17 protein-coding genes are annotated in these 21,043 nt (G+C 66.5%); 9 read left to right on the top strand and 8 right to left on the bottom strand.

Annotated elements, in window-relative coordinates:
• Window positions 1-5: 5 nt before the first annotated feature.
• The 7 genes from ACNH6H_RS09690 to argS all read right to left on the bottom strand — a co-directional run bounded on the left by ACNH6H_RS09690 (window position 6) and on the right by argS (window position 7,687).
• The gene (locus tag ACNH6H_RS09690) at window positions 6-1,271 is read right to left on the bottom strand and encodes a THUMP domain-containing class I SAM-dependent RNA methyltransferase (protein WP_418317294.1); all 1,266 of its coding nucleotides are present in this window, start codon (window positions 1,269-1,271) and stop codon (window positions 6-8) included.
• A gap of 126 nt (window positions 1,272-1,397) precedes the next feature.
• The gene (locus ACNH6H_RS09685) at window positions 1,398-2,942 is read right to left on the bottom strand and encodes an RNA polymerase factor sigma-54 (RefSeq protein ID WP_418317293.1); all 1,545 of its coding nucleotides are present in this window, start codon (window positions 2,940-2,942) and stop codon (window positions 1,398-1,400) included.
• Between the two features lie 10 nt (window positions 2,943-2,952).
• The gene (gene lptB, locus ACNH6H_RS09680) at window positions 2,953-3,651 is read right to left on the bottom strand and encodes an LPS export ABC transporter ATP-binding protein (protein ID WP_418321275.1); all 699 of its coding nucleotides are present in this window, start codon (window positions 3,649-3,651) and stop codon (window positions 2,953-2,955) included.
• A gap of 89 nt (window positions 3,652-3,740) precedes the next feature.
• A complete protein-coding gene (gene lptA, locus ACNH6H_RS09675; RefSeq protein WP_418317292.1) occupies window positions 3,741-4,364 on the bottom strand; it encodes a lipopolysaccharide transport periplasmic protein LptA in 624 nt (207 codons plus the stop codon).
• A 102-nt stretch (window positions 4,365-4,466) separates the two neighbouring features.
• Complete coding sequence (locus ACNH6H_RS09670; protein WP_418317291.1) at window positions 4,467-5,108, bottom strand: thiol:disulfide interchange protein DsbA/DsbL; 642 nt, start codon at window positions 5,106-5,108, stop codon at window positions 4,467-4,469.
• Window positions 5,109-5,225: 117 nt separating this feature from the next.
• A complete protein-coding gene (locus ACNH6H_RS09665; RefSeq protein ID WP_418317290.1) occupies window positions 5,226-5,945 on the bottom strand; it encodes an SPOR domain-containing protein in 720 nt (239 codons plus the stop codon).
• Complete coding sequence (gene argS / locus ACNH6H_RS09660) at window positions 5,942-7,687, bottom strand: arginine--tRNA ligase (RefSeq protein ID WP_418317289.1); 1,746 nt, start codon at window positions 7,685-7,687, stop codon at window positions 5,942-5,944. Before argS ends, ACNH6H_RS09665 begins: the two co-directional genes overlap by 4 nt.
• A 79-nt stretch (window positions 7,688-7,766) precedes the next feature.
• Between argS and ACNH6H_RS09655 the strand changes: the two genes are divergently transcribed.
• Window positions 7,767-9,146, top strand: a complete 1,380-nt coding sequence (locus tag ACNH6H_RS09655; RefSeq protein ID WP_418317288.1) for a serine/threonine-protein kinase — start codon at window positions 7,767-7,769, stop codon at window positions 9,144-9,146.
• A gap of 28 nt (window positions 9,147-9,174) precedes the next feature.
• Here the strand turns inward: ACNH6H_RS09655 and ACNH6H_RS09650 are convergent, their stop codons facing one another.
• Window positions 9,175-10,080: a LysR substrate-binding domain-containing protein gene (locus ACNH6H_RS09650; RefSeq protein WP_418317287.1), complete on the bottom strand. Its 906-nt coding sequence runs from the start codon at window positions 10,078-10,080 to the stop codon at window positions 9,175-9,177.
• A gap of 85 nt (window positions 10,081-10,165) precedes the next feature.
• Between ACNH6H_RS09650 and ACNH6H_RS09645 the strand changes: the two genes are divergently transcribed.
• From ACNH6H_RS09645 to ACNH6H_RS09610, 8 genes are all read left to right on the top strand, one after another.
• On the top strand, window positions 10,166-10,885 hold the full coding sequence (locus tag ACNH6H_RS09645) for a haloacid dehalogenase type II (protein WP_418317286.1): 720 nt from the start codon (window positions 10,166-10,168) through the stop codon (window positions 10,883-10,885).
• 47 nt (window positions 10,886-10,932) lie between these two features.
• Complete coding sequence (locus ACNH6H_RS09640; protein WP_418317285.1) at window positions 10,933-13,137, top strand: malate synthase G; 2,205 nt, start codon at window positions 10,933-10,935, stop codon at window positions 13,135-13,137.
• Window positions 13,138-13,263: 126 nt separating this feature from the next.
• A complete protein-coding gene (locus ACNH6H_RS09635; protein WP_418317284.1) occupies window positions 13,264-14,565 on the top strand; it encodes an NAD(P)/FAD-dependent oxidoreductase in 1,302 nt (433 codons plus the stop codon).
• Between the two features lie 28 nt (window positions 14,566-14,593).
• Window positions 14,594-15,355 carry a class II glutamine amidotransferase gene (locus tag ACNH6H_RS09630; RefSeq protein ID WP_418317283.1) on the top strand — a complete coding sequence of 254 codons (762 nt, stop codon included), beginning with the start codon at window positions 14,594-14,596 and terminating at the stop codon, window positions 15,353-15,355.
• 90 nt (window positions 15,356-15,445) lie between these two features.
• A complete protein-coding gene (locus ACNH6H_RS09625) occupies window positions 15,446-16,228 on the top strand; it encodes a LytR/AlgR family response regulator transcription factor (RefSeq protein ID WP_418317282.1) in 783 nt (260 codons plus the stop codon).
• A gap of 79 nt (window positions 16,229-16,307) precedes the next feature.
• Window positions 16,308-18,074, top strand: a complete 1,767-nt coding sequence (locus ACNH6H_RS09620; protein ID WP_418317281.1) for a M14 family metallopeptidase — start codon at window positions 16,308-16,310, stop codon at window positions 18,072-18,074.
• Between the two features lie 125 nt (window positions 18,075-18,199).
• Window positions 18,200-18,727: a (2Fe-2S)-binding protein gene (locus tag ACNH6H_RS09615; RefSeq protein WP_418317280.1), complete on the top strand. Its 528-nt coding sequence runs from the start codon at window positions 18,200-18,202 to the stop codon at window positions 18,725-18,727.
• Entirely contained in the window at window positions 18,724-21,015 is a 2,292-nt protein-coding gene (locus tag ACNH6H_RS09610; protein WP_418317279.1) for a molybdopterin cofactor-binding domain-containing protein, read from the top strand. Before ACNH6H_RS09615 ends, ACNH6H_RS09610 begins: the two co-directional genes overlap by 4 nt.
• The last annotated feature ends 28 nt before the right edge of the window (window positions 21,016-21,043 follow it).

The following is a 21,043-nucleotide window of genomic DNA, read 5'->3' as shown; positions in this document are numbered from 1 at the left end:
CCGTTTCAGGTCGGGCCGCTGGTTTCCGCCGGCTTGCGCATCGACCCGGCAACGAGGTCGAAGCGGTAAAGCCGGCATTCGATCGGGCCGTTCCACATCGGAATGCGGCGCGTTTCCTTCAGCCGCATCGCGCCCGGTAGCTTCATGTCCGGGCTCAGCACGTGGGCGGTCCAGCCGGCCGGATGGCGGGTATAGGCCTGCTTCCAGTGGCTGGCGAGGCGGGCAAAAAAGTCCTGCGGCAGCGCGCGATTCGCATCGGCGGCCGGTTCGATCTCGCGACGTGCGGCCTTGCCGCCGACCTCGATGCGCTCGCCATATGGCGGATTGAGGATCAGCGTGCCAGGCATCGAATCGTCGAGCGGCGGTGGTGGCCGCTCGAGCGCATCGCCACCGTGGAAGGTGATTGCTGCCTCGACACCGGCGCGCTGCGCGTTGCGGCGCGCAAAATCGACCATCCGGAAGGAAATATCGCTGGCGTGGATCGGCACCGCCGACGGGTGGATGCGCGATTGCGCATGGCTTTTCATTCGTTGCCATGCGGCACGGCTGTCGGCATCGCTGAACGGCAGCAGGCGTTCGAAGGCAAAACGGCGCTTCAGGCCTGGCGCGATGCCGCAGGCGATCTGCGCGGCCTCGATCGCGATCGTCCCGGAGCCGCAACACGGGTCGTGCAGTGCGCCACCTTCGGCAGCGCTGCCTTTCCATCCAGCCGCTGCGAGCATTGCCGCGGCCAGCGTCTCCTTCAGCGGTGCGTCACCCTTGTCCTCGCGCCAGCCGCGCTTGAACAGCGGCTCGCCTGAACTGTCGACATACAGCGAGGCGCGCTGCGGGCCGAGATGCAGCAGCAACGGCAGATCCGGGTGGCGGGTATCGACACTCGGCCGCTCGCCGGCAGCCTCGCGCAGGGCATCGCAGACCGCATCCTTGATCCGCAACGCGACGAAATTGAGGCTGCGCAGCGGGCTGCGCGTGGCCGTCGTGTCGACCCGCAAGGTGTGGCCGGGCGTGATCCACTGCGTCCAGTCGACCGCGCGGCCGAGCGCATAAATGTCGTCCTCGACCGCATAGGGGCCTTCGGCGACCTCGATCAGCACGCGTTGCGCGAGGCGGCATTCGAGGTTCAGCTTCATCACCTCGTGCGGGCCGCCCTCCAGCGCGACGCCGCCGCGCCGCTTTTGCAGCGCAGCAGCCTCCGGCACGATGGTCGCCACTTCCTCGGCAAGCCAGTCCTCGACGCCGGCGGCACAGGGCAGAAACAGCGGAAGACTCATTCAGTTTCTCGACAAGGCAATCGTTTGCAGGGGGTCGGACCGATCAAGCAGCCGCCGTGGATCCGGCTCTGCCGGTCCACGGGCGACGCCCGCTGGGGGGTGCGCCGAAGGCGCTCCGGGTAGTCATTACATTGCCTTGCGCAGATTGGCCGGCGCAATCTTCAGCGCCTCGCGGTATTTTGCGACGGTGCGCCGCGCGACCTTGATGCCCTGCTCCTCGAGCATCGTCGACAGCTGACTGTCCGACAGCGGCTTGGTGGCATTCTCGGCGGCGACGAACTGCTTGATCAACGCGCGCACCGCGGTGCTCGACGCATTGCCACCAACGTCGGTATTCAGCGACGAGCCGAAAAAATATTTCAGCTCGAAGGTGCCGAACGGCGTCGTCATGTATTTGGCCGTCGTCACCCGCGAGATCGTCGATTCGTGCAGGCCGAGTTCGTCGGCGATTTCGCGCAGCACCAGCGGCTTCATCGCGATCTCGCCGTGGCTGAAGAAGGCTTTCTGGCGCTCGACGATCGCCTGCGAAACCCGCTGGATGGTGTCGAAGCGCTGCAGGATATTTTTCATGAACCAGCGCGCTTCCTGCAGCCGCGAGCTGAGGCCTGCGTGGCTGCCGTTCAGGCCGCCGCCGCCGCGTCCGCCGCGTTGCTGGCGGATCGCCTGCGCATAAAGGTCATTGATGCGCAATTTCGGCATCACGTCGGGATTGAGCACCACCTTCCAGCCGCGGCCCGATTTCTGCACGATCACATCGGGGATGATGATGTTCGCTTCGGCGCGGCTGAAGGCCCGGCCCGGTTTCGGCTCGAGCGCGACGATCAGCGCCTGTGCCTCGCGCAGCAGCTCCTCGTCGGCACCGGTGGCCGACATCAGCCGCTTGATGTCGCGGCGAGCGAGCAGTTCGAGGTGGTTGCGGCAGACGATGATCGCGATTGCCTGCGCCTGGCTGCGCGGCAGCTGGCGCAACTGCAGGCACAGGCATTCGCCTAGGTCGCGGGCGCCGACACCGGCCGGTTCCATGCCCTGCAGCCAGATCAGCGCACATCGCAGGCGATCGACCAGTTCCTCGCGCTGCTCGGGATCGTCGACCAGCCCGGCGGCAATCTCCTCCAGCGAATCGGCCAGATAACCGTCTTCGCTCAGCGATTCGATCAGCACATGGATGGCCGCCGCATCTTCGGCCGACAGGCGCATGCCGAGCAGCTGCCGGCGCAGATGTTCGGCCAGGCTGATGTCGAACTGGTCACGGTCCTGCGCCTCGAAGTCGCTGTCGTCGCCGCTTCCGCTGCCGGGCGAGTTCAGCGACGGCGTTTCGCGGATGCCGTCGAAATCGTCGCGTTCGGTGCCGTTTTCCCAGTCGTCGCGCTCGGTCGCGCCGAATTCGGCACCATCGATCGCCGGCGCGTCGTCGGCCGCATCGGCGCCGGATTCGCCAGCCCGCTCCGATTCACGTTCGCCGGCACGTTCAGCCGCGCTCAATCGTTCGGCGAGTGGCTCGGCGAGCGACACCGACTCCTCTTCCATCTCGAGGAAGGGATTCTGCTCGAGCATCTGCTCGACTTCCTGGTGCAACTCGAGCGTCGACAACTGCAGCAGCCGGATCGACTGCTGCAACTGCGGCGTCAGCGCCAGGTGCTGCGACAGCCGGACCTGCAACGAGGGTTTCATTTACCCTCCACTACATCCGGAAGTGCTCGCCAAGATAGACCTTGCGAACATCCGCGTTTTCGATGATGTCTGCAGGCGTGCCTTCTGCGAGCACCCGCCCCTCGTTGATGATGTAGGCGCGGTCGCAGATGCCGAGCGTTTCACGCACGTTGTGATCGGTGATCAGCACGCCGATGCCGCGGTTCTTCAGAAAAACGATGATCCGCTGGATCTCGATCACCGCGATCGGGTCGACGCCGGCAAACGGTTCGTCGAGCAGGATGAAACGTGGCTGCGTCGCCAATGCGCGGGCAATCTCGACCCGGCGCCGCTCGCCGCCGGACAGTGCAGGCGCCGGCGTATCGTGCAGCTTTTCCAGCCCGAGGTCGTGCAGCAGGCCGGCCAGCAACTCGTCGATCAGCGCGGTTTTCAGCGGCTTGCCGTTGTCGTCGGTCTGCAGTTCGAGAACGGCACGGATGTTCTCCTCGACCGTCAGCCTGCGGAAGATCGACGCCTCCTGCGGCAGATACGACAGGCCGAGCCGCGAGCGGCGGTGGATGGGCAACCGCTCGACGCGTTGGCCCTCGATCGTGATCTCGCCGGCATCGGCGCGCACCAGGCCGACGATCATGTAGAAACTGGTCGTCTTGCCGGCGCCGTTCGGTCCGAGCAGACCGACAACTTCGCCGCTCGCAACGGCGAGATGGACATCCTTGACGACCTGGCGCATGCCGTAGGTCTTTTGCAGGCCTTCGGCCTCGAGTCGGTGTCGTGTGTCGATGCGGCCCGGGGCAGGAGATTCGGTGCTGCTTGCGGTCGTCACCGCCGGGCTCCACTGTCGGGCCTGGGCGCGGCACCGTCATTGGCCGCCGCAGCGGCCGCCTCGCTGCCGGGCCGCGGCGTCAGCACTGCGCGGACGCGGCCGCCATTGCCACCAGCGGCGTTGCGCGAAGTGCCGCCGGAGACGGTGAAGACCTCGCTCGTGCCGTCGTAGGTGATCAGCTCGCCGGTGATCTCTTCGGCGACGCTGCGGCCCTGCAGCCGGCGTACCGAGGCATTGTTGATGAAGCGGACGACCTCGCCACGCTCGTCGTATTCGAGCCGGGCGGCATTGCCTTCGATATATTCATCAACGCCGTCACGTTTCTGCCTGAAGGTCGCCGGCTGCGTGCTGCCGATCGCGATCGCGGTGCGGAAACCGTTCGGCCCTTCGCGAACCTCGACCCGGTCGGCCTTGATCGTCAGCGTGCCCTTCGTGATCACGACGTTGCCGCTGAACGCGACCACCTGCTTCAGCACATCGATGCTGCCCTGCGTGTCGGCAACGACCTCGAGCGGCTTGCCGCGGTCGGCGCGCTCGGCGCTGGCCGGCGTGCTGGCCAGTCCGACCAGCAGCAGCAGTGGCGCCGCCAGCAGCGAAAAGGGTGGGCGAATCAGTGACATGGAGGGCATGGAACTTGCAGACCATTCTAGCCAGAGTTCTGGCCTCTCCATGTACTTTGTTGCATTGCAACAATACTCCGCGGCAGCCCGCGGAGAACGCGATCAGGACTTGCGGATCGTCTGGATCAGGTAGTCGGTCACCAGCAATGCACGTTCGGCAGAACCGGCCAGTGTGCCGGACGTGAAATAGCGGCCGTGGATGCCCATCGCCGGCACGCCGTCGATCCGGTAGGCCTCGGCGAGCTTGCGCGCCTGGGTTGCCTTGGTCTGCACCGAGAACGAGTTGTACATCTCGGTGAACTTCGCCTGATCGACACCGTGCTTCGCGACAAAGGCGATGATGTCGGCGGCCTTGTCGAGGCGCATGCGGTCGTTGTGCATCGCGTAGAACACCTTGCGGTGCATCGAATCGAGCAGGCCGAGCCCTTCGAGTGCGTAGTAGAGCTTCTGGTGCGCGACGAACGGCTCCTCACGCCAGGCGACCGGAATGCGGCGGAAATCGACATCGGCAGGCAGTTTCTTGACCCACGCCTCGATCAGCGGTTCGAAGGCATTGCAATGCGGGCAGCCGTACCAGAAGAATTCGATCACCTCGATCTTGCCCGGCGGCACCGGCTGGGGCTGCGCCAGCCGGACATAGTCCTTGCCTTCGACCGGCTTGGCCTGCGCAAAGGCGGGCAGCGACAGCGTCGAGCCGGCGAGGCCGAGTCCGGCGATCGAGGCTGAAAAATCACGGCGGTTCATCGATTGTTTCCTTGGTTCAGATTGGTGGATCCCGGCGTCAGAGCGCCGGCCGGACCTAAAGTTGCATTTGCCATGCCATGCGCCTGATGCAGCAGCCAGCGACCGGCGCCGCTGGCGTCATTTCTGCACCCGCACCAGCACGCCGTCCATCGACGCGGCTGCCAGCCTGGCCTTGGTCTCGTCGGCACGTTCACGTTTGTCGAATGGCCCGACCCGGACCCGGTAAACCGTCCGGCCGGCCTGTTCGCGTTCGGTGATGCGTGACTCGACCCCGAGCATGGCCAGTTTGGCACGTTGCTGTTCGGCGTCTTCGGGACGTCCGTAGGCGCCGGCCTGCACGAAATATATGAACGGATCATCACGCGATCTGGCCGACAAGGCCGGCTCGGCCGGACTTGGCGCCGGACGATCGGAGAAGATCGCGGCAGCCTGCCGATTGGTGGTGGTTGGCGCTGGCGGCTCGGCAGCAGGTGCAGCGGCCGGTGGCGTCGCCGCAACCGCCGGCGGCCGCGGCGCGGTTGCCGGCTCGGCAACGGCAGCCTCGGCCGGCCGCTCGGTGGCGGCGGCGGCCGGTGCTGTTGACGGCGACGTGGCCGCCGCAGTCGCGGGTGCCGGCGTCGCCGGTTTGGCCGGGTTGCTGCCGTGCAGCGGCGCATTCGGATCCCAGTTGCGGTTGCGCTCGCTTTCGGCGGCATCGCTGGCGCGCTGCGGCACCTTGTTGACGAACGGGATCGGCACCTTCGTGACGTACAGCGCAACCGCCAGCGCGATCGCCAGTCCGGTCAGCAGGCCGACGATCAGGCCGATGACGAAGCCGCCACCTTGTCTCTTCTTCATTGCCGCTCTACTCCAGGGGTGTTCGGGGATGCGCCGGCCGCTTCGGGGGCCTCGCGGTGCATCTGTTCGGGTGCGCCGACGCCGATGATCGCCAGGCCGTTGGCGATGACCTGCCGGGTCGCCTGCAGCAACGCGAGACGGGCCCGCGTCAGCGCCGGATCGGCGCCGAGGATGCGCTCGGCACCGTAGTAGCTGTGGAAGGCGGCCGCCAGGTCGCGCAGATAGAACGCGACATCATGCGGTGCCAGATCCTCGGCGGCGCGGGTCAGCATCGCCGGAAATTCGGCCAGCTTCAGCATCAGCGCCAGTTCGGTTGGCGCGGTCAGCAGCGCCAGCAGCAGGTGGCCTTCGGCATCGCCGCCGGCGGCGTTGCGCTGGGCATGCTGCTGCAGCACCGAGCAGATGCGTGCGTGCGCATACTGCACATAAAAAACCGGGTTTTCGTCGTTCTGCTTCAGCGCCAGGTCGACGTCGAAGACGAATTCGGTATCGGCCTTGCGGCTGACCAGGAAGAAGCGCACTGCATCCTTGCTGGTCCAGTCGATCAGGTCGCGCAGCGTGACATAGCTGCCGGCGCGCTTGGAGATCTTCACCTCCTCGCCGCCCTTCATCACCGTCACCATCTTGTGCAGCACATAGTCAGGGTAGCCGCTCGGGATGCCGACGCCGGCAGCCTGCAAGCCGGCGCGCACCCGGGCAATCGTGCCGTGGTGGTCGCTGCCCTGCACATTGATCGCCTTGTGGAAGCCACGCTCCCATTTCGCGATGTGATAGGCGACGTCCGGCAGGAAATAGGTATAGCTGCCGTCGGACTTGCGCATCACGCGGTCCTTGTCGTCGCCATAGTCGGTGGTGCGCAGCCACAGCGCGCCGCCGTCCTCGAAGGTCTTGCCGGCGTCGACCAGCCGCTGCACGGTCTGCTCGACCCGGCCGCTGGTATACAGGCTCGACTCGAGGAAATAGTTGTCGAAGCGAACGCCGAAGGCGCGCAGGTCGAGGTCCTGCTCGTGGCGCAGATAGGCGACCGCAAACTGGCGGATCGCATCGAGGTCGTCCGGGTCGGCCGATGCGGTGAAGCTGCGGTCGTCGGCGCGGACGGTCTTGCCGGCCATGTAGTCGGCGGCGATGTCGGCGATGTAGTCGCCGTTGTAGGCCGACTCCGGCCACTGCGGGTCGCCGGGCTTGAAGCCGCGGATCCTCGCCTGCGTCGATTGGGCCAGCGTCGCGATCTGCACGCCGGCATCGTTGTAATAGAACTCGCGCGTGACCTTGCGGCCCTGCGATTCGAACAGCCGGCACAAGGCGTCGCCGAGCGCGGCCTGCCGTCCGTGGCCGACATGCAGCGGCCCGGTCGGATTGGCCGAGACAAATTCGACCAGCACCGGCTCGGCCTGCGGCAATTGCTTGCCGAAACATTCGCCTTCGCGCAGGATTTCGGTGATCACCGCCTGCTTGGCGGCCGGCTTCAGGTGCAGGTTGATGAACCCGGGGCCGGCGATCTCGAGCGACGCGACCCAGTCGGTGACGGCCTGCTGCGCACGCAGCGCCTCGACCAGCGCCTGCGCGACGTCGCGCGGATTGCGCTTCAGCGCCTTCGCCAGCATCATTGCCGCGGTGATCGCGAGATCGCCGTGAGCCGCCTGTTTCGGCGTCTCGAAGACGGGCAGCAACGGCGTTTCCGGGCTGACCGCACGGATCGCTGCGCCGAGGGCGCCGAGCAGCGATTGTTTGACTTCAATCATCCAGCGATTCTAAGGTTCGCGCCATTTCCGCCGTTGTCCAGGGTCAGGTGCAAGAATGGGGTCCCGCCCCTGACCATCGATGAGCATCCCACCTTCGTCGCCCGACGCGAGCAGCCCGGATCGGGCGGCTGCCGAGCAGCCGCCAGGCCTGCCGTCGGCGATCGGCAAATACCGGGTGCTGCGTCATCTCGGCGATGGCGCGACCAGCGACGTCTTCCTGTGCCATGACGATTTCATGCGCCGCGATGTCGCGATCAAGCGGGTCCATCGCGCCGATGGCGACCAGCGCGGCGCCCGTTTCAGCGAGCGCTTCTTCGCCGCCGAGGCGGCACTGGTCGGCCGGCTGCATCATCCGAACGTCGTGCAGATCTATGACGCGGTGGCCGACCTGGCGCTGCCGTATCTGGTGATGGAATATGTGCCCGGCGGCACCTTGCGCGACTTCTGCCGCCCGGACAACCTGCTGTCGCTCGACCAGGTCATCGACCTGTCGTTCAAATGCTCGATGGCCTTGAGTTATGTGTTTCGACAGGGGCTGATCCATCGCGATGTGAAACCGGCCAATCTGCTGACGGTGCTCGAGCCGGACGGCCGGGTCGGCGACGTCAAGGTCAGCGATTTCGGCAGCGTGCTGAACATGGGCTCCGACATGACCCAGGTGCACCGGGTCGGCTCGCTCGCCTACATGTCGCCGGAGCAGCTCGAAGGCGGCGAACTCGATGCCCGCGCCGACATGTATTCGCTGGCTGCGGTGATCTACCACCTGATCGCCGGCCGGCCGCCATTCGAGGCGGCATCGCAGGCGGCATTGATGCACCAGATCTACCACCAGCCGCCGCCGCCATTGACCGGCATGCGCGCCGGCCTGGCGCCGGCGGTCGACGCCGTCGTCCAGCGGGCGCTGGCCAAGCTGCCGGCCGAGCGCTACCCGGGCTGGGATGAATTTGCCGCCGCACTGTCGGCATTGATCGCCGACGACCATGTGCCACGCGGCCAGTTGCAGGCGGTGCTCGATTCGGAACGCTTCACGCTGCTGCGCGCGCTCGAGTTTTTTGCGAACTTCGGCGATGTCGAGTTGTGGGAAGTCGTGCGGCGTGCGCGCTGGGAGCGTTTCGGCTTCGGCCACCGGCTGTACCGCAAGGGCGATCTGGGGCAGAGCTTCCACATCCTCGCCAATGGCGGCGTCGACGTCTTTCGGGACGGCGACAAGGTGGCCCATCTCGGCGGCGGCACCTCGGTCGGCGAGATGGCCTATCTGGCGCCGAGCCCCGATCTGCGCCGCCACAGCGCCGATCTGGTCATCACCGAGTCGACGACGACGATCAGCTTCACACCCGACAGCATGGCGCAGCTGAGCCCGAACTGCCGCCATCTGTTCGACGAAGCCTTCATCCGCGTGCTGGTGCGCCGCCTGCACGCCGCCCACGAGGCACTGGCGCATCCGCGGCGCATCCTTTGACGCGGCCCGGCGCAGGCGCCGGGCCGGCTCAGCGTTTCCAGTACGACGGGTCGCCGTAGCTGTGTTTCAGAAAGTCGATCCACAGCCTGACCCGCAGCGGCAGGTGCTTGCGCTGTGGAAAAACCGCATAGATGCCATTCGGCGGCGCCGCAAAGTCGTCGAGCACCGTCTGCAACTCGCCGCGCGCGACCTGCGCCTCGACCTCCCAGGTCGACCGCCATGCGATGCCGAGCCCGGCCAGGCACCAGTCGTGCAACACCTGGCCATCGCTGCAGTCGACCCGCCCGCTCGGCCGCAAATGGGTCAGTTCGCCGTCGATCTTGAACGCCCAGCCGCGGCTCTGGCTGGCGTCACCCGACAACACGAGGCACTGATGACGCGCCAGTTCGGCCGGATGGCTCGGCACGCCGGCGCGCTGCAGATAGGCCGGTGTCGCGACGTACAGCCGCCGGTTGTCGGCCAGCCGCACGCTGACCAGGCTGGAATCGGTCAGGTCGCCAACCCGAACCGCACAGTCATAACCCTCGCTGACGATGTCGATCACGCGGTCGCTGAGGTTCAGTGACACGTTGACATCCGGATGCTGGGCCAGGAAACGCGGCACCAGCGGCGCGACATGGCGCCTGCCGAAGCCGGCCGGCGCAGTGGTGCGCAGATAGCCGCTCGCCTTGACGCCGCCGGCGCTGACGCTGGCTTCGGCGTCGGCGAGGTCGGCCAGCAGGCGCTGGCAGTCCTCGAGGAAGGCGCTGCCTTCGTGGGTCAGCGTCAGCCGCCGCGTCGTGCGCAGCATCAGCTTGACGCCGAGCCGCTGTTCGAGCGCATCGATGCGCCGGCCGATCACTGCCGGCGCAACCCCTTCGGCTGCGGCCGCGGCCGTCAGACTGCCGCGGGCGGCGACCGAAACGAATGATTCGATCTGCTTCAGCTTGTCCATGCTGCACCGATTATGCTGTTCAAGTCATTAATAAAAGCCATTTCTGTTTATTAATGGTTGCCGCCGATTGCAATACAGTGGCGGCATGGATACCACCAAGACCCGCAACGGCGCGCGGCCGGCACCTGGCGCCGTGTTGTTCGATGCCTATGGCACGCTGTTCGACGTCTACAGCGTCGGCCTGCTGACCGAGCAGCTGTTCCCCGGATTCGGCGAACGGATTGCGCTGCTGTGGCGCGAGCGGCAAATCGAATACACCCGGCTGGTCTCGATGAGCGGCGGCAACGGCCAGCACTACCAGCCGTTCTGGCAGCTGACGCGCGCAGCGCTGCAGTTCGCCTGCGAAAAGCTCGGGCTCGAGCTGACGCAGCAGGCCGAAGACCGGCTGATGAACCAGTACCGCCACCTGTCGGCATTCCCGGAAAATCTGGAGGTGCTGCAGGAGCTGAAGCAACGTGGCATTCGCGCCGGCATCCTGTCGAACGGCGACCCCGACATGCTCGCCGTTGCGGTGAAAAGCGCCGGTTTTGCCGAGCTGCTCGATCCGGTGCTGAGCGTCCATGCAACGCGCCGCTACAAGACCGACCCGGCCACCTACTCACTCGGCACCGAAGCCTTCGGCAAGCCGGCCAACGAGATCCTGTTCGTCTCGAGCAACTGCTGGGACGCGATCGGCGCGACCTGGTTCGGCTACACGACGCTGTGGGTCAACCGGGCCGGCCAGCCGCTCGAACGGCTGGGCACCGAGCCGACCCGCATCGGCAGCAGCCTGCGCGACGTGCTGGGTTTTTTCCCGGCAGCCTGAACATTTCCGAATTTTCCCGAATCGCCGACTGAGCGAGGAGCACCACGATGAGCAACAGCAACGACCGAACCACCGTCCATGGCCTGCAGGTCGCGACCGAACTGCACCATTTCATCAACGAACTCGTGCTGCCCGGCACCGGTGTCGACGAGGCTGCGTTCTGGCGCGGCTTCGACCAGATCGTCCACGATCTGTCGCCGAAAAATGCCGAATTGCTGGCCGAGCGCGACCGCCTGCAGCGCGAACTCGACCAGTGGCACAAGGCCCATCCCGGCCCGATCAAGGACATGGCAGCCTACCGCGGCTTCCTCGAGAAGATCGGCTATCTGGTCAAGCCGCCGGCCGACGCGCGGGCGACGACCAGCAATGTCGATGCCGAGCTCGCCGTGCAGGCCGGCCCGCAGCTGGTGGTGCCGATCCTCAATGCGCGTTATTCGCTGAATGCCGCGAATGCGCGCTGGGGTTCGCTGTACGACGCGCTGTACGGCACCGACGTGATCCCCGAGACCGACGGCGCCGACAAGGGCAAGGGCTACAACCCGGTGCGCGGCGGCAAGGTGATCGCCTATGTGCGCAATGTGCTCGACCGCAGCGCACCGCTGGAAAACGGATCGCACCGCGATGCCGAGGCCTATGTCGTCGAGGGCGGCAAACTGGTCGTCAAGCTCGGCAATGGCAGCAGCACGACGCTTGCCGACGCCAGCCAGTTTGCCGGCTTCCAGGGCAAGGCCGATGAGCCGAGCGCGGTGCTGCTGGTGCACAACGGCATCCACATCGACATTCGCATCGACCGCAGCACGACGATCGGCAAGACCGACGCTGCCGGCATCAGCGACGTCGTGATGGAATCGGCGTTGTCGACCATCCTCGACCTCGAGGATTCGGTTGCGGTCGTCGACGCCGCCGACAAGGTGCTGGCTTATGGCAACTGGCTCGGCATCCAGCGTGGCACGCTGACCGAGGAGGTCGAGAAGGGCGGCAAGCGCTTCACGCGCCGGCTCGAGAAGGACCGCGTCTATACCGCGCCGGCCGGCAAGGGCGAGGTCGTGTTGCACGGTCGCTCGCTGATGTTCGTGCGCAATGTCGGCCACCTGATGACCAACCCCGCGGTGTTGTACGACGGCGGCAAGGAAATCCCGGAGGGCATTCTCGACGCCATCGTCACGGTGACGATCGCGGTGCACGACCTGAAGCAGCTCGGCAACAAGGAGATCCGCAACTCACGCGCCGGCTCGGTCTATATCGTCAAGCCGAAGATGCACGGCCCGGCCGAAGTTGCGTTTGCCTGCGAGCTGTTCAGCCGCGTCGAGCAGTTGCTCGGCCTGCCTGCGAATACCGTCAAGCTCGGCATCATGGACGAGGAGCGGCGCACCAGCGTCAACCTGAAGGCCTGCATCGCCGAAGCGGCACAGCGCGTCGCCTTCATCAATACCGGCTTCCTCGACCGCACCGGCGATGAGATGCACACCGCGATGCTGGCCGGCCCGATGATCCGCAAGGGCGACATGAAGAGCAGCGCCTGGATCGCCGCCTACGAACGCAACAACGTGCTGGTCGGCCTCGGCTGCGGCTTGCGCGGCCGCGCGCAGATCGGCAAGGGCATGTGGGCGATGCCGGACCTGATGGCCGCGATGCTCGAGCAGAAGATCGGCCATCCGAAGGCCGGCGCAAATACGGCCTGGGTGCCGTCGCCGACCGCGGCGACGCTGCATGCGCTGCATTACCACGAGGTCGACGTCGCCGCCGTCCAGCGCGAGATGGAAAAGACCGACGCCGATGCACAGCGCGACGAGATCCTCGACAAGCTGCTGCAGGTGCCGGTCGCTGCCGACCCGAACTGGAGCGCGCAGGACAAGCAGCAGGAACTCGACAACAATGCGCAGGGCATCCTCGGCTACGTGGTGCGCTGGATCGACCAGGGCGTCGGCTGCTCGAAGGTGCCCGACATCCACAACGTCGGCCTGATGGAGGACCGTGCGACGCTGCGCATCTCGAGCCAGCACATCGCGAACTGGCTGCACCATGGTGTCGTCAGCGAAGCCCAGGTGCGCGAGACCTTCGAACGGATGGCCGCGGTGGTCGACAAGCAGAATGCCGGCGACCCCCTGTACAAGCCGATGGCCGGCCATTTCGACACCTCGTATGCCTACCGCGCGGCCTGCGACCTCGTCTTCAAGGGCAAGCAACAGCCGAACGGTTATACCGAGCCGCTGCTGCACGGCTGGCGTCTGAAGGTCAAGGCGGCATCCTGATCCGCCGCCGTGGTGCGGCATCGAACGCACCACGGCGGTGGCTCGGCGGCGTGCCACCGATGATCAGCCTTGCCTTATGCTCGCCGGCTTGTCTGCTGTTCGCGCCGGGTGGTGCACTGCGTGTTGATGACCCCTGAATCCGCCAACGCCGATGCCGGCCGGTTGAACCGGCCGCTCGACGAGCTGCCGTCGCACTGCGATGTGCTGGTCGTCGGTGCCGGCCCGGCGGGCAGCGCGGCAGCCCAGTTGCTGGCGCGCGCCGGCTTCGATGTCGTGATGATCGACAGGCAGGCCTTTCCGCGCGACAAGGTCTGTGGTGACGGATTGATTCCCGATGCGCACCGCGCGCTGCGCCGGCTCGGCGTGCTCGACGAGGTGCTGCTGGCTGGCCGCCGTGCGAATCATGTCGCGGCGATCGGCCCGCGGGGCGGGCGCATCGATGTGCCTGGCCAGCTCGCGGTGCTGCCGCGAAAGCAACTCGACCTGATCCTGTGCCGCGCCGCAACCGCTGCCGGCGCGAGGATGTTTGCGCCGCTGCGCTTCAGCGCCGCGATCCATGGCAACGATCACGCCGGCCAGCGCGTCGTCGGCGCCCGTGTCGACGCGAACGGCATGCAGCGCGAGATCCGCGCCAGATGGACCATTCTCGCGACCGGCGCGGTGCCGCAGGCACTGCAGGCAGTCGGCATGTGCCGGCGGCGCGCGCCGTCGGCGGTCGCGATCCGCGGCTATCTGCACAACCCGGCGCTGGCCGACCGCGTCGATGCACTCGAAGTGGCCTGGCACCCGAGCCTGCGCGGCGGTTATGGCTGGATCTTTCCGTGTGGCGACGGCCTGTTCAACATCGGCGTCGGTGTTGCGCACAGCCATGGTCAACGCGACGACAACATTGGTGGCAGCCCGACCGCGATGGCCGGCATCGACCTGCGCGCAATGTTGCGCAGCTTCGCCGATGCCTATCCGCCGGCCGGAGAATTGATCGGCAGCGGCAGCTGGGTCGGTGAGCTGAAGGGCGCACCGTTGCGCTGTTCGCTGGCCGGTGCGGATCTTTCACGACCCGGGCTGCTGGTTGCCGGAGAAGCGGCCGGCAGCACCTTTGCTTTCACCGGCGAGGGCATCGGCAAGGCGCTGGAGACCGGCATGCTCGCCGCGCGCACGCTGATCGATGCGGCCGAGGCGCCAACCGACGATGAAACCATCCGCGCCCGCTACGAGCAGCAGGTGCGTGCGCTGCAACCGCTGTACCAGGTCTACGATCGTGCCAATGTCGTCAACCGCCATCCGTGGCTGGTCGATCTGCTGGTCTGGAGCGCCCGGCGCAGCCCGTCGCGTCTGCAGCGGATGGCCGGTGTCCTCGACGAGACCTACATGCCCGACAACCTGATCAATGTCGGCAGCCTGATGCGGCTGTTTTTCGAGCGCGGCTGAGCGGCCGTTCCAAGACGGAGAAGATTCGATGTGCCAGTTGCTCGGTCTGAATGCGAATACGCCCACCGACCTGGTGTTCAGCCTGACCGGCTTCTCGACCCGCGCCGAAGAGCACAAGGACGGCTTCGGCATCGCGTTCTTCGAGCAGCGCGGCGTGCGGCTGTTCGTCGACCCGGCCAGCGCCATCGGCTCGCCGGTGGCCGACATGGTCAGGCGTTATCCGATCCGCTCCGACAACATCATCAGCCACATCCGCAAGGCGACGCAGGGCACGGTTTCGCTGGAGAACACCCATCCGTTCATCCGCGAACTGTGGGGGCGGTACTGGGTCTTCGCACACAACGGCAATCTGGTCGACTATGCACCGCGCCTGCACGCTTCGTTCCGGCCCGTCGGTGATACCGACAGCGAACGCGCCTTCTGCTGGCTGATGCAGGAACTTGCAAAGGCACACGCCAGCGTGCCGACGATCGAAGAGCTGACGATGACGCTGCGCGAACTGGTGCCGCAGGCCGCAGCACACGGCACCTTCAATTTCCTGCTCAGCAATGGCCAGGCCTTGTGGGCGCATGCGACGACCCATCTGCATTACCTGGTGCGCACGCAACCGTTCGGCCAGGCCCAATTGCAGGACGAAGACCTCAGCATCAATTTCGCCGAGCAGACGCGGCCATCGGATTGCGTCGCGGTGATCGCGACCGAACCGCTTACCAGCAACGAGGCATGGACTGCTTTCAAACCGTCTGAATTGAAAGTCTTTGTTTCAGGTGCGCCGCTGCCGTTGTCTTGAGTGCGAGACTGCGCCGGACGCAAGCTTCTAGCGCCGACATCGACCGCACTGCCGATACGTTGAACGTATCGGCATGACGTCGCATCGCACATGACGACAAGCAACGGGAAGCAGCTGATCAGGGCCGTTGTCGCTGACGACGACCGTACCGTCAAACGGCGGCTGGTGCGTGCATTGGCTGCAATCTGGCCCGAGCTCGAGGTCATCGAGGCCGCTGACGGCGTCGATGCCTGGGACGCCTTCCTCGAATACGAACCAGCGGTCTGTTTCCTCGACATGCGCATGCCCGGTCTGACCGGCATCGAGCTGGCACGACGGATCGGCGACCGCACGCGCATCGTCTTCCTCGCCGAGTCAAACGATCGTGCATTGGCGACCTTCGACGCAGGCGATGTGTTGTACCTGCTGAAGCCGCTCGATGCGAGCCGGATTGCCGAGATCGTCACGCGCGTGCAGGCCATGCTGTCGCCGCAGCAGCAGGCCGGGTTGCCGTCGCTGCACCAGTTGCTCGACAAGCTGGCCAATCAGCTGCGCCGGCCGTCACCGGTGCGGGCGATCGAGACCAGCCATGGCGTGCTGCCGGTCGATGAGGTCGTCTACCTCGAGGCCGACTCGCGCGGCACGCGGGTCGTTTCCGATGAGGGCGAGTCGCTGCTGAAGATGCCGTTGAAGGAACTGGTCGTGCAGCTCGATCCGGCGCAGTTCGTGCAGATCAACCGCTTTGCCGTTGTCAACCAGCGGCACATCGCCGATGCACGCCGGCTCGACAGTGAAACGATGGTCGTCTCGCTGCGCGAGCGGCAGAAGCTGCTGCAGGTCTCGCGCTTTTTCCAGCCGCAGTTCGCCGATGGCAAGCGGCGGATGAGCCGCTGAACAGCCGAGGCGCGGCATTCGGCGGCGCGATGACCGCGGTGGCGCGACAATCGCCCGCTTCGTCCACCTCTCGACTGCCATGAGCTCCACTGCCGACCAGACCGACGTCGACCTGCCCGCGCTGCCGACGCCGGATTTTTCGCGCTTCTACCGCCATGATGAGATGGGCCGGCTGCTGCAGGACTTTGCTGCGGCGCGTCCCGGCCTGATGCAGCTCGGTTCGCTCGGGCGCAGCCACGAGGGCCGCGAGATCTGGCTCGTCACCTTGACCTCGAGTGCAACCGGCGCAGATACCGACAAGCCGGCGTTCTGGGCCGACGGGAATATCCATGCCGCCGAGCTGACTGCCAGCACCGCGATCCTCTACTACCTGCATCATCTGTTGCAGCATTACGGCGGCAGCGACGACGAGGGGCGCCGCATCACGCAGCTGCTCGATACCCGCACGATCTACCTGTGCCCGCGGCTCAATCCGGATGGCGCCGAGCTCGCGCTGGCCGACCGGCCGCGGCATATCCGCTCGTCGACACGGCCTTATCCGTACGAGGAGCAGCCGGTCGACGGCCTGGTGGTCGAGGACATCGACGGCGACGGCCGCATCCTGCTGATGCGCATTCCCGATCCACACGGCAGCCACAAGAAGTGCCCGGCCGATCCGCGGCTGATGATCCCGCGGGATCCGGGTGAATTCGGCGGCGAGTATTACCGGATGATCCCGGAGGGCCGGCTGCTGCACGACGATGGCGTGACGATCCGCGTCAATCCGGACCTCGAAGGCCTGGACCTGAATCGCAATTTCCCGGCCGGCTGGCGGCACGAGGCCGAGCAGGTCGGCGCCGGCCCGTATCCGGCGAGCGAGCCCGAAGTGCGCGCGATGGTCGACTTCTTCGTCAAGCATCCGAACATCGGCGCGGCGATCAGCTACCACACGCACAGCGGCGTGATCCTGCGGCCGATGGGCACGATGAGCGATGACGACATGATCCCGGAGGACCTGTGGTCGATCAAGCGCTTCAGCGAGATCGGAACCAGGCTGACCGGTTATCCGACCGTCAGCATCTGGCACGAATTCAAATACCACCCGAAGGAAATCATCACCGGCACGCAGGACTGGGTCTACGAGCACCTCGGCGCCCTGTTCTGGGTCGTCGAGATGTGGGCGCCGAACAAGGAAGCCGGCATCAGCGACTACCCGTGGATCCACTGGTACCGCGAACATCCGGTCGAGGACGACCTGAAGCTGCTGCGCTGGAGCGATGAACATTGCGGCGGCCAGGCCCATGTCGACTGGAAGCCGTTCGACCATCCGCAACTCGGCAAGGTCGAGATCGGCGGCTGGGACCGGATGAATTTCTGGCGCAATCCGCCGCCGCAATTGCGCGAGCGCGAAGCCGCGCGTTTTCCGGGCTGGATGACGCAGCTCGCGCTGAGCCTGCCGAAACTCGAACTGCTGCGCACCGAGGTCGAGGCACTCGGGCCCGATACCTGGAAGATCCGCTTCGTCGTCGCCAATGCGGGTTATCTGCCGGCCTATATCAGCAAACATGCGCTGGCGCGCAAGGTGGTTCGGGGGCTGCTGTTCGAAATCGACTGGGCCGACCAGCCCGCGGTCGAACTGCTGCGTGGCAAGCGCCGCGAGCAGGGGCCGCACCTCGAAGGCCATGGCGGCAAACACAGCCTGCAGGCATTCCTGCCAAGCCGCGAAGTGACTGCCGATCGCGCCGTCTGCGAATGGATTGTCCGCGCACCGGCGGGCACGCTGCTGACGCTGCGCGCGCGCGCCGATCGCGCCGGCGCGGTGGCGACCGAACTGCGGCTGGCCGCAGAAACCGCAGCCACGGACTGACGGCACGGTTGCACCGGCCGCGCACAAAAGGGCTCGCAGCGATCCGCCGATAGGCGTTATCGTGGTCCTCGCGATCGGATGGCGGGCCGTGTCGGCCCGCCGCCGGCGAACCCCGAACTCGATCGATGGACATTCTTCTCAACGGCCAGAAGGTCGAACTGCCCGCAGGGCTGGCCGAGCCCGACCTGCCGCTGCTGTGGGCACTGCGTGACCTGCTCGGATTGACCGGCACCAAATACGGTTGCGGCGTCGGCGCCTGCGGTGCCTGCACCGTGCACCTCGACGGCAAGGCCGTTCGTTCCTGTGTGACACCGCTGTCGGCGGTCGGCCGGCAGCCGGTGATGACGATCGAGGCGCTCGGCGGCCGGACTTCGCCGCATCCTCTGCAGCGGGCATGGGAACTGCACCAGGTCTCGCAATGCGGCTATTGCCAGAGCGGCATGCTGATGGCTGCGGCCGCGCTGTTGAAGCGCAATCCGCGTCCGAGCGACGCCGACATCGATGCCGCGATCACCAACCTGTGCCGCTGCGGCAGCTATCCGCGGGTGCGGGCCGCGATCCACAGCGCATCGGCATTGATGCGCGGCGCGTCGACGCCGGACAACAACCGTGCGCCGCGCGCCGGCGGCGGCGGCAACGTGGTCACGACATGAACCGTCGCATCTGGCTGCTCAGTGGGCTGGCTGCCGGCGGCGCAATGCTGGTCGGCTGGTCGGTGCTGCCACCGCGCAATCGACTCGGCTCGCCGGCATTGCTTGCCTCGCCCGGTGATGCTGTCGCGCTGAACGGATGGCTGAAACTCGATCGTGACGGCAATGTGCTGCTGGCGATGAATCGCAGCGAGATGGGGCAGGGCGTGCACACCGCACTGGCGATGCTGGTTGCCGACGAACTCGACGTGCCGCTGCATCGGGTGCGGCTGATACCGGCCGGCCACGATGCCATCTATGGCAATGTCGCCGCCTTTGTGGCCGGCATGTTGTCCGGGGAAGCGCGCGAGCCGGGTCAGCAAGGCCTGACGGTTCGGCTGCGGCGCCACCTCGCAACCAAGCTGTCGCGCGAGATCGGCATCAACCTGACCGGCGGATCGTCGAGTGTGGCCGATGCCTGGGATGTGTTGCGGCTTGCCGCGGCGACCGCGCGCAGCCAGTTGCTGAATGCGGCTGCGCTCGAGTGGCGTCTGCCGGTCTCCGAATTCAGCGTCGTCGACGGCGTGATCCGGCACCGTTCCGGTCAGAACGCGCCCTACCAGGCATTTGCCCAGGTCGCGCCGATCACGCCGACCGGCAGCGTCGAACTGAAACACCGTTCGCAGTGGAAGCTGATCGGCACGCCGGCACCGCGCACCGATGCGGCGATCAAGGCCAACGGCCGCGCGGTATTCGGCATCGACGAACGCCAGCCCGGCCAGTTGTTCGCGGTCGTCAGCCATGCGCCGATGTTCGGTGGCAGCCCTGGCGCAATCGATGCCGATGCGGCACTGCGACGCCCAGGCGTCGTTCGTGTCGTCAGGCTCGGGCCGATCGCCGGCGCGCCGCCGGCGATCGCCGTTGTCGGTATCAGCCACTGGCACGCGCTGCGTGGTGCGCAGGCACTGGCGATCGAATGGCAGGCGCCAACGATCGGCAAGCCCGATTCACAGGAGATCCTGCGCACGCTCGAATTCAGCGCGGTCGGCGCTGCGGCCAGCGGTGAAGGCCAGGTCTGGCTGGACCGCGGCGATGTCGACTCGGTCGCCGCCACCGGTGCGCGCCGTCTGCTCGCGATTTATCGAACGCCCTATCTTGCCCACGCCGCGCTCGAGCCGGTCAATGCGACCGCGCGGGTTGCCAATGGACGCGTCGAGGTCTGGGCGCCGACGCAGGTGCCGGGGCTGGCGCGCGCACTGGCGGCGCGGGTCGCCGGTGTCGATGAGTCGGCGGTCAGATTGCACGTCAGCTTTCTCGGCGGCGGCTTCGGTCGCCGGCTCGATACCGAGGTGGTCGGCCAGGCCGTTCGCGTCGCGATGGACTGCGGTGGCGCGCCGGTGCAGCTGATCTGGCCGCGCGAGGAGGACTTCCGCCACGATGTCTATCGGCCGGCCACGGTGGCGGTGATGCAGGCCGATCTCGATGCCGACGGCATGCCGATGGCGGTGCGGATGACGAGCGCCGGGGATGCGATCACGCCGCGCTGGATCGAGCGCAATCTGCCGGCGCTGGCGACCCGTTTCGAGCTGCCCGACCAGACCAGCAGCAAGGGCCTGATCAACAGCCCGTACGAGATTGCCCACCACCGTGTCACGCATGTCGCAACACGCAGCGGTATCCCGGTCGGTTATTGGCGCTCGGTCGGCCATTCGCACAACGCCTTTTTCAATGAATGTTTCATCGACGAACTGGCGGCCGCGGCCGGCGACGACCCGGTGCAGTATCGATTGACATTGTTGAGCCAGGCGCCGCGTCATGCGGCGGTGCTGCGGCTGGCGGCCGACCGCGCCGGCTGGCCCGGCATCGGTACCGCTCAGCGCAAGCTGCCGAGCGGCCATGCGCTCGGCGTTGCGCTGCACGAAAGTTACGGCAGCATCGTCGCGCAGGTCGCCGAGGTGTCGTTGCAGGACAAGCTGCCGCGCGTCCATCGGGTCGTCGTTGCCGCCGATATCGGCACCGTCGTCAATCCGGAGATCGTTGCCCAGCAGTTCGAGGGTGGCGTGATCTTCGGCCTCAGCGCGGCGCTGTTCGGCCGCATCGATGTCGTCGACGGCGTCGTGCAGCAGCGCAATTTTCCTGAACATCCGCTGCTCGGGCTCGCCGCGACGCCGGTCATCGAGACGCATCTGATCGCCAGCGAGCGGCCGCCTGCCGGCGTCGGTGAGATCGCGACACCGCCGATTGCGCCGGCGGTCGCGAATGCCTTGTTCGTGCTGACCGGGCGCCGCATACGCGACCTGCCGCTGGCGTGAGCTACCCAGCCGCGGAGCGGCTTGCCCA

The sequence above is a fragment of the Pseudideonella sakaiensis genome, from assembly GCF_048320135.1.
Taxonomy (GTDB): Bacteria; Pseudomonadota; Gammaproteobacteria; order Burkholderiales; family Burkholderiaceae_C; genus Ideonella_A; species Ideonella_A sakaiensis_A.
The sequence above is the reverse complement of the archived record's forward strand: the minus strand, read 5'-3'. Positions and strand labels throughout refer to the sequence as shown.